We start from the raw sequence: 15449 nt of genomic DNA on the forward strand, positions 1-15449 counted from the left end.
TCATGAACGAACATAGAATCGAAAGAGCGGAAGTCTTCGTCGTCGGACCCGATGTCGAGCGCTACACCTGGGCGGAAGGCATGACCGGACAGTTCATGTCCAACATCATCCTGCGGCTGACCGCGGCCAGCGGGCTGCAAGGCTTTGCCGGGGCGGCGATGATCACGCCACATTGTTTCGACCGCGCTGTCGGCGAGACCCTGCGCCATGTGCTGCCCGACGTGCTGGGCCGGCATCCGGGCGAGCGCGAGACGGTGTGGAAGGACATGCGCAATCTCGGCACGCCGATGGTGCCGCAGGCGCATTCGCTCGTCGACATCGCGCTGTGGGACATGGCGGCACGGCAGGCGCAGATGCCACTCCATCAGTTCCTCGGCGGAGCGCGCGACAAGATCCTGTCCTATGCCTCGACGCCACTCCTCGCCGACAACCAGGCTTACATAGATTATGTCGGCGAGCGCCATGATGAGGGTTTCAAAGCGGTGAAATTCCACTGCTGGTGCGTGCCGGAGCGCGACCTGCCGATGTGCGAAGCGGTGAAGAAACATTTCGACGGCAAGGACCTGGAGCTGATGCTCGATGTCGAGCAGCGCTACGACCTCCAGGGCGCGCTCAAGGCGGCGCGCCTGTTGAGCGATCTCGATTTCCGCTGGTTCGAGGCGCCCCTCGTCGACAGCGATATCGAAGGCTATCGCGAGATCCGCCGGCAGAGCACGGTGCCCGTCATCGCCGCCGGCAACACCTGGACCGATCTCCAGATGCTGACCCAGGCGGCAAAGGCCGGCGCCTGGAGTGCCTTGCGCGTCGATGCCACGATCTGCGGCGGCATCACGCCCTTGCGCAAGATCATGGGGCTTGCCGAAGCGCTGGGCATGGATGTCGAGATCCAATGCTGGGGCTATACGCTGACCCAGGCGGCCAATCTGCATGTGATGCTGGCCTATCGCAACTGCACCTATTTCGAGCAGCCGGTGCCGTATCCCGCTTTCGAATATGGTTCGTTCGACGTCATCCGCACCGACAAGCAAGGCTATGTGCATGCGCCCAAGGGACATGGTCTCGGCATCGGCATCGACTGGAAAGCGGTCGAGAAGGCCGCTATCCTGCAGTTCGAGGTCCGCTGATCATGAGCCACCGTCTCGAAGGCAAAAAAGCGCTTGTCTATGGCGGTGGCACCGGCATCGGCTTCGCCATCGCACAGGCGCTGATACAGGAAGGGGCGGGCGTCTTCCTGTCCGGCCGCCGCAAGACCGTGCTCGACGAAGCGGTGGCGCAGCTCGCCAAAATCGGCAAGGCAGGAAGTGCGCCGGGCGATGCGAGCTTGAAGGACGACGTGCAGCGCGTCACCGCCGCGGCCTGCGATTTCCTCGGCGGGCTCGACACGCTGGTGATGAGCGCCGGCGCCGCCGGGCGCACCTCGATCTTCGATACGGAGCCGGAGGAATTCCAGAGCATCATGGATCACACGCTGATGCCGGCTTTCTTAAGCGTGCGTTATGCCGCGTCGCATCTACTCGCCGCCGGCAAGGGCTCGGTCATCATCGTTTCTTCGATGTTCGGGCTGGTCGGACGGGCCGAACGTGTCGCTTATTGCGGCGCCAAGGCCGGCGTGATCGGCATGGTGAAAGCCATGGCGCTCGATTTCGCGCCCCATAATGTGCGGGTGAATGCGATGTGCCCCGGTTATGTCGAGACGCCTTTGTCGATCGAAGTGGCGCAGGCCGAGCCCGATCCCGCGGCGGCGATCCAAGCCAAGCGCCTGATGCATCCCATCCCGCGCGCCGGGCGGCTTGACGAGATGGGCGAACTCGCGGTCTATCTGGCCTCCGATCCGTCCGCCTTCATGACCGGCCAGGCGATCGCGATCGATGGGGGTTATTCAAGCCGGTGAGGGAGATCGCTGATGAGCAACTGGCTTGAGACGAGCTACATGGCGCGCAAAGGCGTGGCGCGCGGCAAAGCGGGCAAAAGACACGAGCTCACCGTCGAGAAGCAGGGCAAATATCACTATGTCTATGGACCTTATGCGGACCCGGTGCTGGCGATAGAGCCCGGCGACATCGTCATCGCCGAGACCCATGACGCTTTCGAGGGCGCCATCAAGACGGAACAGGACATGCCGTCGAAGACGCTGCACATGCCCTTCGTCAATCCGCAGAACGGACCGATCGCGGTCAGGGGCGCGGAAAAAGGCGACGTGCTCTGCGTCCATATCCACAGCATCAAGCCGCGCGGACCGCAGCCGGTCGGCACCACGGCGCTGATCCCGGAATTCGGCGGCCTCGTCGCCACCGGCAACACCGCCCTCCTCAATCCGCCGCTGCCCGAGCGCGTGAAGAAGATGGAAGTGACGGAAGCGGGCATCAAGTTCAACAGCAAGATCACGCTGCCCTATGAGCCGTTCATCGGCACGCTGGGGGTGAGCCCCGAGATCGAAGCCGTTTCGTCACTGCAGCCGGACTACTGGGGCGGCAATATGGACCTGCCCGACGTGGCGCCGGGGGCCGTCGTCTATTTCCCGGTGCATCACAAGGACGCCTATCTCTATCTCGGCGACTGCCACGGCACGCAAGGCGACGGCGAATTGTGCGGTGTCGCGGTCGAGATGCCGTCGACCACGACGGTGCAGGTCGATCTCATCAAGAACTGGCAGATCGCGTGGCCGCGGCTCGAGACCGAGAAGTTCATCATGGCGATCGGCAGCACGAGGCCGATGGAGGATGCGGCGCGCATCGCCTATAAGGAGCTCATCCACTGGATGGTCGCCGATTACGGCTTCGACCAGTATGAGGCCTATTTCCTCCTGACCCAGGCGGGCAAGGTGCGGCTCGGCAACATGGTCGATCCGAAATACACGCTGGGGGCGTCGATCTTGAAGAATTATCTGGGGTAGAGAAACACCTCTCGAAATCCCTCATCGGGATAGAGTGGTGATGCTGAAGCAACCCTTCGAGGCTCGCTTCGCTCGCACCTCAGGGTGAGGGACCAAAAAGCGGTGACTACACCCCGGGCAACGCGCCGTGCTATCATGGGGCATGACCAGCGACATACGTATTCTCGTCGTCGATGACGAACCCCAGATCCAGCGCTTTCTCAAGCTCGGCCTGACCGCCGGCGGCTTCGTGGTGTCGGCGCCCGCCACCGCCGCCGAGGCGATCCGCATGATCGCCACCACGTCGCCTGATGTCGTGCTGCTCGATCTGGGCCTGCCCGATCTCGACGGCAAGGACGTGATCCGGCAGGCGCGCGCCTTTACGCAGGTGCCGATCATCGTCGTCTCGGCGCGCGACCGCGAGTCGGAGAAGATCGAGGCGCTCGATCTCGGCGCCGACGACTATGTGAACAAGCCCTTCGGCATCGGCGAGCTGCTGGCGCGTATCCGCACGGCGCTGCGCCACCATAATCCGACGGCCAATGCGGCGCCGATGCTCAGCCAGGGCGAGATCACGCTTGATGTTACGGATCACCGCGCCGCCAAAAACGGCACGCCGCTCAAGCTGACGCCGAAGGAATTCGATCTCCTCGCTTTGCTGCTGCGCAATGCCGGACGGGTCCTGACCCATCGCCAGATTCTCACCGCCATCTGGGGACCGGCCCATACCGAGGATATGCAATATCTGCGCGTGCTGATCGGGCAGTTGCGCGGCAAGCTCGAGGACGACCAGGCCAATCCGCGCTATATCCAGACCGAGCCCGGCGTCGGCTATCGCCTCGTCACCGAAGAATCCAGCTGAGCTATTCTTCGCCGAGATAGGCTTTCCGCACCCGCTCGTCATGGGCGAGCTCCGAGCCCTTGCCGTCGAGCGCGATGGCGCCGGTGTCGAGCACATAGGCATGGGTCGCGAGCTCCAGCGCGGCGCGGGCATTCTGCTCGACCAGCAGCAAGGTGGTGCCGGACGCGTTGATCTCGCGGGCGAGGTCGAAGATCTTGTCCTGCATGATCGGCGACAGGCCCATCGACGGCTCGTCCAGCATCAACAGGCGCGGCTTCGACATCAGAGCGCGGCCCATGGCGAGCATCTGCTGCTGGCCGCCCGACAGGGTGCCGGCCAGTTGCTCCTCGCGCTCCTTCAGGACCGGGAAAAGCTCATAGACCCAGCCGAGATCGCGCTCGACGGTCGCATCGCGATGGCGCGTGAAGGCGCCGAGATCGAGATTCTCGCGCACCGTCATGCGCGGGAAGATGCGGCGGCCTTCCGGCACATGGACGATGCCGAGCTTGACGATGGCCTCAGGCGCCAGCCCGTTGATGTCCCGGCCATCGAGCGTGATGCGCCCGCCGCTCAGCGGCAGAAGCCCCGATATGGCCTTGAGCGCCGTGGTCTTGCCGGCGCCGTTGCTGCCGATGAGGCCGACGACCGACTTGTCCGCGACGGCGAAGGAGACGCCATGCAGCGCCTCGATCATGCCATAGGCGACCTTGATGTTCTCGACCTTCAGCGTCATGCTTAACCCCTCCGGCCCAGATAGGCGTCGATGACGGTGCGGTCGGCGCGCACGGCGTCGGGCGAGCCATCGGCGATGATCTCGCCGTGATGCAGCACGATGACCCGCTTCGAGATGCCCATCACCGCCTTCATATCGTGCTCGATGAGGAGGATGGTCATGCCCGAGCGGTTGAGCTCGACGATGAGGCGCGAGAGATCGGCCTTTTCGGTCGGGTTCATGCCGGCCATCGGCTCGTCGAGCAGAAGCAGCTTGGGCTCGAGCGCAAGCGCGCGGGCGATTTCGAGACGGCGCTGATCACCGTAGGAGAGACTGCGGGCGGGCTGCGCCATCTTGTCGGCGAGGCCGACACGTTCGAGGACCTGGCGCGCCACTTCCTTTGAGAGGTTCTCCTCGGCATGGGCTTTCTTCGTGCGGAAGATGAGGCCGAAGAGCGAGGCGCGGAAGAAACGATGGCGGCCGATCAGCACATTTTCCAGCACGCTCATCTCGTCGAACAGGCGGATATTCTGGAAGGTGCGGGCGATGCCTTTGCCGGCGATACGGTCGGGCGAGAGGCCGGAAATCTGCTCACCGTCGAGATGGATGCTGCCCGAGGACACCGGGATGGCGCCGGCGATGATGTTGAAGAAGGTCGTCTTGCCGGCGCCATTCGGGCCGATGAGGCCCAATGCTTCACCGGGCCTGATCGCCACGTCGAGATTGGCGAGCGCCACAAGGCCGCCGAAGCGGCGCCCGACGCCTTTGACGTCGAGCAGGACCTTGTCGTCGAGAGGGAGAGCGGTGGCCTGATCCGGCATGATCGTCACTCTCCGGTTCATGACATCATCAGGGGCTGGCGCTTCTGGCCGAGGAGACCCTGCGGCCGGAAGATCATCAGCACGACGAGCAGGACGCCGAGCGCCATGAAGCGCAATTCGGGGTGCTGCTGAATGAAGGGCATGTCGCGCGCCACTTCGAGGAAGACGACCCAGATGGCGGCGCCGATGATCGGCCCGGCGAGCGTGCCCATGCCGCCCAGCACAATCAGCATGAGGATCAGGATATTCTCGAACAAAGTGAAGCTGAGCGGGCTGATATACTGCTGCGAATGGGCGAAGAACACACCAGTGACGCCGCCGAAGAAGCCGCCGGCCGAATAAGCATAAAGCTTGTAGCGCGCGGTGTTGATGCCCATCGCTTCGGCCGCCGCCTCGTCTTCGCGGATCGCCACCCAGGCACGGCCGAGATAGGAACGCACCATCAAGGCGATGAGGAAGACGGCGAGCGCCAGCAGCACGAGACCTAAGAGATAAAGCTGCACCGGCGAACCGAGCTTGTAGCCGAAGAGGCTCGGCACCGGGATGCCACGAATGCCCATCGGCCCGCGGGTGAGATCGACCCAGTTGGTGGCGACGAGGCGGATGATCTCACCGAAGCCCAAGGTCATGATGGCGAGATAGTCGCCGCGCAGCCGCAAAGTCGGGTAACCCAGCATCATGCCGAAGAGCGCCGCGAGCCCGCCGCCCAGCAGCAGGTTGACATAGAAGAGCCACCAGACCGAGCTCACATCGACGCCATAACCCTTGGCCAGCACCTCGACGAAGAGGATCGAGGTGAAATAGGAACCGACCGCCCAGAAGGCGACGAAACCCAGATCGAGCAGGCCGGCAAAGCCGACGACGATATTGAGGCCGCTGGCGAGCAGCGCATAGATGAGCACGAAGACGAAGACACGCGCCCAATAAGGCGACGGGAAGATGAAGAAGACCGAGACGGCGACCACCGCCAGTATTCCCCAACTGGCGTAACGCACGAGATCGCGGCCGGCGAAGAAGGCGCTCAGACGCGCGAGCCCCGCATCGATGGCCGAGGCCGAGCCTTTGAAGGCCATGGCGCCGCGGTCGGCGAGACGATTGGGCAGGCGCGTGCCGAGCAGGCCCTGCGGGCGGAACAGCAGGAGCAGGATGAGGATTCCGAAAGCGATGGCATCACGATAGGCGGAACCATTGGGCAGATAGGCGGCGCCGAAGGTTTCGGCGAAGCCCAGCACGATGCCGCCCAGCATGGCGCCGCGAATATTGCCGATGCCGCCGAGCACCGCCGCGACCATCGCCTTCAGGCCCGGCATGAAACCCATATGCGGATGGGCGAAGAGATAGACGGCGCCATAAAAGATGCCGGCCAGAGCGGCGAGGCCCGAGCCGATGATGAAGGCCATGGCGATGACGCGGTTGACCGGAATGCCCATCAAGGCAGCAGCTTCGACATCCTGCGCCGCGGCGCGCATGGCGCGGCCCATGCGCGTTTTCTTCACATAGAAGTGGAGAGCGGTCATGACCACCGCGGCGGTGACGATCACCGCGATCTCGACCATCGAGATATAGGCGCCGCCGATCTGGATCGGCTTGGCCTCGAGCAGGAAGAAGGAGGGATAAGCGAGCTCCTGCGCGCCCCAGACACTTTGTGCCAGATTCTGCAAGGCGACCGAAACCGCGATGGCGGTGATCAAGGGCGCGAGACGCGGCGCGAAACGCAAAGGCCGATAAGCGCAGCGCTCGATCAGATACCCCATCCCCGCCACGATGAAGATGGCGAGCGGCGCGGCGAGAAGGAAAGGCAGGCCCGGCATGGGCACCATGACACCGAACAGGCTCACTTGCGGCAGCATGAAGCTTACCACGAGGAACGCGCCGAACATGAACAACTCGCCGAAGGCGAAGTTGATCATCTCCAGAATGCCATAGACCAGCGTATAGGCCACGGCGGCGAGGGCATAGATCGCCCCCAGCATCAGTGCGTTGATGAAGAACTGAAGCAGAATATCCATGAGCGCCCTCGCCTAGCGTGTCCGGATTTGCGCGCATCGGAGCGAAACACTCCGATGCGCCTTTATGACGGGGATCAGTTCAGCTGCTTGGGCGCGAGGATGAACTTGCCGTCCTTCACCTGGAGATAGACGACCGTGCCTTCGCGGTTGCCGTTCTCCTGGAAGGTGGTCGGGCCGGTGACGCCAGGCACGGCCTTGATCTCGGCGAAGGCGGCGTTGAGGCCGACGCGGTCGACCTTGCCGTTCTTGGCCGCGGCGAGCTTCGCCGCCTCGTTGAGCGTGTAGCCGGCATCATACGCAAGCGCCGCCCAGGCATTGGGTTCCTCGCCATATTTATCCTTATAGGCCTTCACGAAGGCCTGGACTTCCGGCTTGGCGACGCTCGGATCGAACATGCCATAGAGGATGGTGCCGTCGATGCTGGCACCGCCCAGCTCGATAAGCTTCGGGCTCAACAGGCCGTCGCTGCCGAGAATCTGCACATCGAGGCCGATCTGGCGCGCCTGCTGGGCGATCTTGGCCGCTTCGGTATAGAAGCCGCCGACCCACAGGAGATCGGGAGTCTGCGCTTTGATCGAGGTGAGCTGCGTCTTGAAGTCCTTGGTGCCGAGCACATAGGCCTCACGGCTCAGGATCTCGGCGCCCGCCGCCTTGGCGGCGGCGACGAAGGCGTCGGTACCGCCGATGCCGTAATCATCCTGCTGGTTGAGCGCGGCGATGCGCTTGGCGCCCAGCACTTTGGCGGCATAGGTGCCGGCCAGCTCGCCCTGCACCGCATCGGTCAAGACGTTGCGGCGGAAGTACGGGCTGACGCCGGCAAGATCGGGACTCGTCACCGCCGAGGCAAGCACCGGCAGCTGACAGTCATTGATGATGGTCGCGGCGGCAAGCGCCACCGAGCTGAAGGAATAGCCCATGACGATGTCGACCGTCTCGTCGGAGCAGAAACGCTGGGCGATGAGCACACCATCGCTCGGCAGGCCGCGGTCATCGGCGGTGGTGATGGCGAGCGTGATGCCGCCATTGTCGCTCTTGGCGTTGATCTCGCCGATCGCCAGCTCGAGACCACGCTGCATGTTCTCGCCATAGGCGGCGAAGTCACCGCTCAAAGCGGCGGTGAAACCGATCTTCACTTCTTCCGCGGCCCCGGCCGCAGACGCCGTGAAGCTCGCGATGGCCGCAAGCGCCGCGGCCGCCGTCATATATCGAAAGGCTTTACGCATCGTACTTCTCCCTAAGCTCGTTATTCTTATGATTTGTCGCGATGAGTAAGAGCGGCTCGCGCAGAGCCGCTCTCCGTTCGGCGGACCGTTACGAACGGACCTCGAGGTCCATCCAGGTCTCGTAGCAATGGTTATTGGCGAGCGACATGACGCCAATGGTGGCGCGGCAGCCAATGCCCTTTTCGGGGCCGAAAACTTCGGCGAAGAGATCGGTCAGGCCGCTGGAAATGAGATTGGGATCGGTGAAGCCCGGCGCGCAGACGACGAAATTGAGTGTGCGCACGAGATTGGTGATCTTGTCGAGATCGCCGATCGCCTGCTTGATGCCGGCGAGGCAATTGATGCCGGTCTGGCGCGCCGCCGCATAACCTTGCTCGACGGTGACTTCGGCACCGACGCGGCCCGGATGCAGCACGGTGCCATCGGGCAGATCAGGCACATGGCCCGACAGAATGAGCAGGCCGCCGGAACGATGGAACGGCTTCATCTTTCCATATTGCTGGCCGTAATATTTCTGCGCGGTGCCGATATTCGAATCCCAGACGCCGAGGTCGGGCAATTTGATGCCCAGAGATTCGATCTTCTTTTCTATTTGCATTCATTCCTCCAACTAAACCGGGACTGTGCGTCCCACTTGCCTCAAGGCCGTTCCAGACGTCCCCTCGACTTCCCGTGCAGCAAGGATTGCGCCTGCACGACGCGCATCAGGTCGTCGCGGGAGCGCTTGACATGGAGCTTGGTGGCGGTGACCGCCCGCTCCTTGTCGCGCGCAATGATCGCTTCGACGATTTCCTTATGTTCGGCGCGGGTCAGGTCCCATTTGTCGACCCACAACACATCGACCCAGATCAACAGAGACAGGCGGCCATAAAGCTGGCGCAGGGTCTCATAGAGAAAACGATGACCGGATTCGCGCGCCACGATCTCGTGGATCTGCATGCCGACGCGCACTTCCTCGGCAAGCTCCTCGATTGCGAGCTCGGGCTTGGCGGCGAATTCAGCGAGGCGCGCCATGACGCCTTTCAGCTCTTCGAGGCCCTGCTCGGAAATCTGATCGACGGCGAGGGCTATCGCATAGGCGTCGAGCATCAGACGCAGGTCGAGCAATTCCTCGGCGGTCTTGAGATCGAGAATGGGGACGAAGTAGCCGCGATGCGGCTGGCTTTCGACCAGGCCCTCGCGCTCCAGCTGGTTCAGCGCCTCGCGCAAGGGCGTGCGGCTGACGCCCAGCTTCTCGCTCAGATCACGTTCCCGCAACTGCTCGCCGGGGCTCACCTCGCCGCTGAGGATCATGCCCCTGAGCGCGTCATAGACGTTCTGCTTCAGCGTGCTGGTGGGCTTTTCAGCTTTGGTATGCAGGATCATATGCCAAATCTGACCCCGATTTCCAAAGCTGTCAAGCAGATTGAACACAAAACATGCTTGTAAAAAATACTTTCTGGTATACCATTTTGCTCAGGAGACGTTTTCCAGGAGAAAAAGAGTGACCATTCACGCGAATTCCACGCAGGCCCGCGATATCGCCCATGCCCTGCACCCCTATACGAATCTGAAACTGCATGAGCGCATCGGGCCGACCGTCATTTCGAGCGGCCGGGGCATCTATGTCCGTGACGATGAGGGACGCGACTATATAGAAGCCGTCGCCGGCCTGTGGAGCGCCTCGCTCGGCTTCGGCGGCGAGGAGAGCATGGTCGAGGCGATCACCGCGCAGTTGCGCAAGCTGCCCTTCTACCACCTCTTCGCGCACAAGGCGCATGAGCCGGGAACCGATCTCGCCGAGAAGCTCATCAAGATGCTGCCGCTGCCCAACGGCCGCGTGTTCTTCAACAATTCCGGCTCGGAAGCCAACGACACGGCGATCAAGCTCGCCTGGTATTACAACAATGCGCTCGGCCGGCCGCGCAAGAAGAAGATCATCGCCCAGATGAAGGCCTATCACGGCGTGACCATCGCCGCGGCGAGCCTCACCGGCCTCACGCGCAACCATCTCGATTTCGACCTGCCGATGGCGAGCGTGCGCCATTGCGACTGCCCGCATCACTACCGCTTCGCCAAGGAGGGCGAGAGCGAGGAAGCCTTCGCCACGCGCCTCGCCGAGCAGCTCGAAAACCTGATCCTGCGCGAGGGCGCCGACACGATCGCCGCCTTCATCGCCGAGCCGGTGCTGGGGGCGGGCGGCCTCATCGTTCCGCCCAAGACCTATTTCGACAAGATCCAGCCGATCCTGAAGCGCCACGATATTCTCTTCATCGCCGATGAGGTGATCTGCGGCTTCGGGCGCACCGGCAACATGTTCGGCTTCGAGACGTTCAACATCCAGCCGGACATGGTGACCATGGCCAAGGCGCTGTCGGCCTCCTATCTGCCGATCTCGGCCACCGCCATATCGGAGCCGATCTATGAAGTCCTGCGCGACAACAGCGCCAGGATCGGCAGCTTCGCCCATGGTTATACTTATTCGGGCCATCCGGTCTGCGCCGCCGCGGCGCTCGAGGCGTTGCGCATCTATGAGACGCGCAATATCGTCGGCCATGTTCAGAAAGTCGCGAAGCCGTTCCTCGCCAAAGCCCGCGCCCTCCTCGATCTTCCCTTTGTCGGCGAGGTCCGCGGCATCGGGCTCCTGGCCGGCGTCGAGCTCGTACGCGACAAGAAGAGCAAGGCGTCCTTCGAGCCGGCGCGCGGCGTCGGCATGATGTTCCAGACCGAGGCGCAGAAACACGGGCTGATCGTGCGGGCGCTCGGCGATACGATCGCTCTGTCACCGCCCTTGATCATCACCGGCGAAGAGATCGATGATATGTATCTCAGGCTGGGCCGCACTTTCGACGCCTTCATCCCTCAGCTCAACGCAACCCTCTGACCGGAGGCAGCCTCATGGATTGGACCTTTCCCTACGCCTCGTCGCGCATGCCGGTACTGGCGCGCAATTGCGTGGCGACGACGCAGCCGCTCGCCGCGCAAGCCGGCCTCGCAATGCTGGCGAAAGGCGGCAGCGCGGTCGATGCCGCGCTCGCCACCGCGATCGCGCTCACCGTGGTCGAGCCGACGATGAACGGCATCGGCGGCGATGCCTTCGCTATTATCCATGACGGCAAGACGCTGCACGGCCTCAATGCCTCGGGACGGGCACCCAAGGACTGGCATCGCGCCCGTTTCGACGGCCGTGACAAGATGCCGGAAGTCGGCTGGGATTCCGTCACCGTGCCGGGCGGCGTCGCCGGATGGGTGGTGCTGCATGAACGTTTCGGCAAGCTCCCGTTCGAAACCCTGTTCGAGCCGGCGATCCGCTATGCGAACGAAGGCTTTCTCGTCTCGCCGGTCATCGCGCAGATCTGGCAGAATCAGGTCGATCGTCTGCGTGACCAGCCGGGTTTCGCCGAAAGCTTCCTGCCGCATGGACGCGCACCGCAGGCCGGCGAGCTCTTCCGCTGCCCCGGCCAGGCCGAGACACTGCGGCTCATCGCCAGCAGCAAGGGCGAAGAGTTCTATCGCGGCAGCCTCGCCCAGAAGATCGTGGCAGCGGCCAAGGCGCAAGGCGGCGCGATCGCCCTCTCCGATCTCGCCGATCACCGGCCCGACTGGGTCGATCCGATCAGTATCGGCTTCGCCGGCTATGACATCCATGAATTGCCGCCCAACGGCCAGGGCATCTCGGCCCTGATCGCGCTCGGCATTCTCGACCGGCTCGATATCGGCGGCCTCACTGCCGACAGCGCGGAGTTCGTGCATCTGCAGATCGAGGCGACCAAGATCGGCATGGCGGAAGTGCGCGCCCATGTCGGCGATCCCGCGACCATGCGGCTCACCCCCGCCGAGCTCCTTGATCCGGCGCGGCTCGACGATCACGCGGCGCAGATCACGCGTGACCGCGTCAGCGCGCCCGAGCCCGCCCGGCAGTCGACACATGGCACGGTCTATCTCGCCGCCGCCGATCAGAACGGCATGGCCGTCTCTTATATCCAGTCGAATTATCGCGGCTTCGGCTCGGGCGTCGTGATTTCCGGCACCGGCATCGCGCTGCATAATCGCGGCTGCTGCTTCGTGCTCGACAAGGATCATCCGAATATCGTCGGGCCCGGCAAGCGGCCACTCAATACCATCATTCCGGGCTTCGCCACCCAGAACGGCAAGACCGTCGCCGCTCTGGGTGTCATGGGCGGCTCGATGCAACCGCAAGGACATGTGCAGGTCGCCTGCCGCATGCTGGCCAAGAACCAGAATCCGCAAGCGGTGATCGATGCGCCGCGCTGGCGCTTCGAGGACGGCAAGCTGTCGCTGGAAGCGGCCTGGCCCGAGGCGACCCGAACGGCACTCGAGGCTTTCGGGCATGCGACGACCGGTGGCACCTATCTCGACTTTGGCGCCGCGCAAATCATCTATAGACTTGGCCCGGATGGCTGGGTGGCGGCGTCGGAAGGGCGCCGCGACGGTTGCGCTGTGGGGTTATAATATAATGACTGCTTCGACACTGACTGAACTTCTCAAAGCCGGCGCCGACAAGGATGTGGCGCTGGGCGCGCCGGGGCGGCCGGGCCTCACTTTCAAGGGGCTGCGTGACCTGACGCAACGGACGATCGATCGGCTGAATGCGCTCGGCATTGGGCGCAATGACCGCGTCGCCATCGTGCTGCCGAACGGCCCCGAAATGGCGAGCGCTTTCGTCGCCATCGGCGCCGGCGCCACCACGGCGCCGCTCAACCCCGCCTATCGCGCCGAAGAATTCGAATTCTACCTGAACGATCTCAATGCCCGCGCTCTGCTCCTCGATGATGCCGGGAGTCCCGCGGCCGAGGCAGCCGCCGCCAAGCTCAAGCTGCCGATCCTGCGCCTCAAAGTGGCGGAAGGTGCAGCGGCCGGTGATTTCAGCATCGAAGGCCAGGCGGTCGGCGAAGCGAAGCTCAAAGGCCCGGCGCAAGCGGACGATGTGGCGCTGGTGCTCCACACGTCGGGCACCACGTCGCGCCCGAAGATCGTGCCCCTGAGCCAGCGGAACGTCACCGCCTCGGCCGGCAATATCGCGGGCACTCTGTCGCTCAAATCCGAAGACAGCTGCCTCAACATCATGCCGCTGTTCCATATTCATGGGCTCATCGCGGCGGTGCTCTCCTCGCTCTCGGCCGGCGCCTCGATCACCTGCACGCCGGGCTTCAACGCGCTCAAATTCTTCGCCTGGCTCGATGAGGCAAAACCTTCCTGGTACACGGCGGTGCCGACCATGCATCAGGCGATCCTCGGGCGCGCCGCGCGCAATGAAGACAGCATCAAACGCGCCAAACTGCGCTTCATCCGTTCCTCGTCCTCCTCGCTGCCGCCACAAGTGATGGCCGAAGCCGAGGCGACCTTCGGCTGCCCGGTGATCGAAGCCTACGGCATGACCGAAGCGGCGCATCAGATGGCGTCGAATCCGCTGCCGCCCAAAGCGCGCAAACCGGGCAGCGTCGGCATCGCCGCCGGCCCCGATGTCGCGATCATGAGCCTCGACGGATCGCTCCTCAAAGCGAACGAGACCGGCGAGATCGTCATCCGCGGCGCCAATGTCACGGCGGGTTATGAGAGCAATCCCAAGGCCAATGACGAGGCCTTCGCCCATGGCTGGTTCCATACCGGCGACCAGGGCACGATGGATGAAGAAGGTTATGTGCGCATCACCGGTCGCCTGAAGGAGATCATCAATCGCGGCGGCGAGAAGATTTCGCCGCGCGAAGTCGACGAGGTGCTGATGGATCATCCGGCGGTGCAGCAGGTCGTCACGTTCGCCATGCCGCATGACAAGCTCGGTGAGGAAGTGGCGGCGGCGATCGTGCTGCGCGAAGGCCATCAGGCGAGCGAGCGCGAGATCCGCGATTTCGCCTCGGGCCGCCTCGCCGACTTCAAGGTGCCGCGCAAGCTCGTCTTCCTCGAGGAGATTCCGAAAGGCGCCACCGGCAAGTTGCAGCGCATCGGCCTCGCCGCCAAACTGGGTCTCGGCGAATGAAGATCTGCATCTTCGGGGCGGGCGCCATCGGCGGGCTCGTCGGCGCCAAACTCGCGCTCAAGGGCGAAACGGAGGTGAGCCTCATCGCGCGCGGGCCACATCTCGACGCGATGCGGCGCAACGGGCTCATCCTGCGCGAAGGCGACAGCGAGACGGTGGTGAAAGTCACCGCCACCAGCGACGCCAAGGAGCTGGGGCCGCAGGATTATATCTTCCTGGCGCTGAAGGCCCATTCCATTCCGGGCATTCTCGACAGTCTCAAGCCGCTGATCGGCGCCGACACCGCGGTCGTCACCGGACAGAATGGCGTGCCCTGGTGGTATTTCTACAAGCAGCCCGGTGCTTACGAAGATCAACGCATCGAGGCGGTCGATCCGGGCGGGCGCATCTGGAATACGATCGGACCTGAACGCGCCATCGGCTGCGTCGTGCATCCGGCCGCCGAGATCGAGGCGCCGGGCATCATCCGCCATGTCGAAGGCGATCGCCTGCCGCTCGGTGAGCCGTCGGGTGAAAAGACCGACCGCATCGCCAAACTCGCCGAGGTCTTCGTCGCGGCGGGACTGCGCGCGCCGATCCGGCCGCAAATCCGCAGCGAGATCTGGGTGAAGTTGTGGGGCAATCTGTCCTTCAACCCGATCTCGGCACTGACCGGTGCGACGCTCGAGCAGATCTGTAGTGATGACGCGGTGCGTGCAGTTGCCCGCGCGATGATGGTCGAGGCGCAGGCCATCGGCGAGGCGCTCGGCATAAAATTCGCCATCGATGTCGACAAACGCATCGCCGGTGCGGCGGCCGTCGGCGCACACAAGACCTCGATGCTGCAGGATCTCGAACTCGGCCGGCCGCTCGAAATCGACGCGCTCGTCACCGCGGTGCAGGAGCTGGGCAAGCTCACCCAGAAGCCGACGCCGACCATCGACACGGTTCTCGCATTGATCCGCCAGAGGGCGGCACTGGCTCAGCCGAGCCGGTAATCCGCTTTCACTGTGAT

The 15449-nt window shown here is 63.6% G+C and carries 14 protein-coding genes; 8 read left to right on the plus strand and 6 right to left on the minus strand.

From position 1 onward, the window contains the following. The first annotated feature begins 2 nt into the window (after window positions 1-2). The 4 genes from JHL16_RS33360 to JHL16_RS33375 all read left to right on the plus strand — a co-directional run bounded on the left by JHL16_RS33360 (window position 3) and on the right by JHL16_RS33375 (window position 3734). Window positions 3-1124, plus strand: coding sequence for a mandelate racemase/muconate lactonizing enzyme family protein (locus JHL16_RS33360; protein WP_200189144.1), 1122 nt, complete (start codon window positions 3-5; stop codon window positions 1122-1124). Window positions 1125-1126: 2 nt separating this feature from the next. Beyond that, entirely contained in the window at window positions 1127-1891 is a 765-nt protein-coding gene (locus JHL16_RS33365) for an SDR family NAD(P)-dependent oxidoreductase (RefSeq protein ID WP_200189145.1), read from the plus strand. Window positions 1892-1903: 12 nt separating this feature from the next. Further along, window positions 1904-2893 carry an acetamidase/formamidase family protein gene (locus JHL16_RS33370; protein ID WP_200189146.1) on the plus strand — a complete coding sequence of 330 codons (990 nt, stop codon included), beginning with the start codon at window positions 1904-1906 and terminating at the stop codon, window positions 2891-2893. Between the two features lie 142 nt (window positions 2894-3035). Next, entirely contained in the window at window positions 3036-3734 is a 699-nt protein-coding gene (locus JHL16_RS33375; protein ID WP_200189147.1) for a response regulator, read from the plus strand. A 1-nt stretch (window position 3735) separates the two neighbouring features. On the opposite strand, the gene JHL16_RS33380 is transcribed toward JHL16_RS33375, so the two are convergent. The 6 genes from JHL16_RS33380 to JHL16_RS33405 all read right to left on the minus strand — a co-directional run bounded on the left by JHL16_RS33380 (window position 3736) and on the right by JHL16_RS33405 (window position 9843). Then, entirely contained in the window at window positions 3736-4446 is a 711-nt protein-coding gene (locus JHL16_RS33380) for an ABC transporter ATP-binding protein (RefSeq protein WP_200189148.1), read from the minus strand. Window positions 4447-4448: 2 nt separating this feature from the next. Further along, entirely contained in the window at window positions 4449-5246 is a 798-nt protein-coding gene (locus JHL16_RS33385) for an ABC transporter ATP-binding protein (protein WP_200189149.1), read from the minus strand. Between the two features lie 17 nt (window positions 5247-5263). After that, window positions 5264-7255, minus strand: a complete 1992-nt coding sequence (locus JHL16_RS33390) for an ABC transporter permease (RefSeq protein WP_200189150.1) — start codon at window positions 7253-7255, stop codon at window positions 5264-5266. Between the two features lie 74 nt (window positions 7256-7329). Next, window positions 7330-8478, minus strand: a complete 1149-nt coding sequence (locus JHL16_RS33395) for an ABC transporter substrate-binding protein (protein ID WP_246771246.1) — start codon at window positions 8476-8478, stop codon at window positions 7330-7332. A gap of 88 nt (window positions 8479-8566) precedes the next feature. Next, entirely contained in the window at window positions 8567-9076 is a 510-nt protein-coding gene (locus tag JHL16_RS33400) for a RidA family protein (RefSeq protein ID WP_200189151.1), read from the minus strand. A 41-nt stretch (window positions 9077-9117) separates the two neighbouring features. Continuing rightward, a complete protein-coding gene (locus tag JHL16_RS33405; protein ID WP_200189152.1) occupies window positions 9118-9843 on the minus strand; it encodes a GntR family transcriptional regulator in 726 nt (241 codons plus the stop codon). Between the two features lie 118 nt (window positions 9844-9961). Here JHL16_RS33405 and JHL16_RS33410 point away from each other — a divergent pair, with 118 nt between their 5' ends. The 4 genes from JHL16_RS33410 to JHL16_RS33425 are packed head-to-tail and all read left to right on the plus strand — an operon-like array spanning window position 9962 to window position 15432. Next, window positions 9962-11341 carry an aminotransferase gene (locus JHL16_RS33410; protein ID WP_200189153.1) on the plus strand — a complete coding sequence of 460 codons (1380 nt, stop codon included), beginning with the start codon at window positions 9962-9964 and terminating at the stop codon, window positions 11339-11341. Window positions 11342-11355: 14 nt separating this feature from the next. Further along, entirely contained in the window at window positions 11356-12930 is a 1575-nt protein-coding gene (locus JHL16_RS33415) for a gamma-glutamyltransferase family protein (protein WP_200189154.1), read from the plus strand. A gap of 4 nt (window positions 12931-12934) precedes the next feature. Beyond that, a complete protein-coding gene (locus tag JHL16_RS33420) occupies window positions 12935-14455 on the plus strand; it encodes an acyl--CoA ligase (protein WP_200189155.1) in 1521 nt (506 codons plus the stop codon). After that, window positions 14452-15432 (plus strand): 2-dehydropantoate 2-reductase, encoded by a 981-nt coding sequence (locus JHL16_RS33425; protein WP_200189156.1) that lies wholly within the window; start codon window positions 14452-14454, stop codon window positions 15430-15432. Before JHL16_RS33420 ends, JHL16_RS33425 begins: the two co-directional genes overlap by 4 nt. Window positions 15433-15449: the final 17 nt, after the last annotated feature.

It is taken from the genome of Taklimakanibacter albus (assembly GCF_016595235.1).
Lineage (GTDB): Bacteria > Pseudomonadota > Alphaproteobacteria > Rhizobiales > Aestuariivirgaceae > Taklimakanibacter > Taklimakanibacter albus.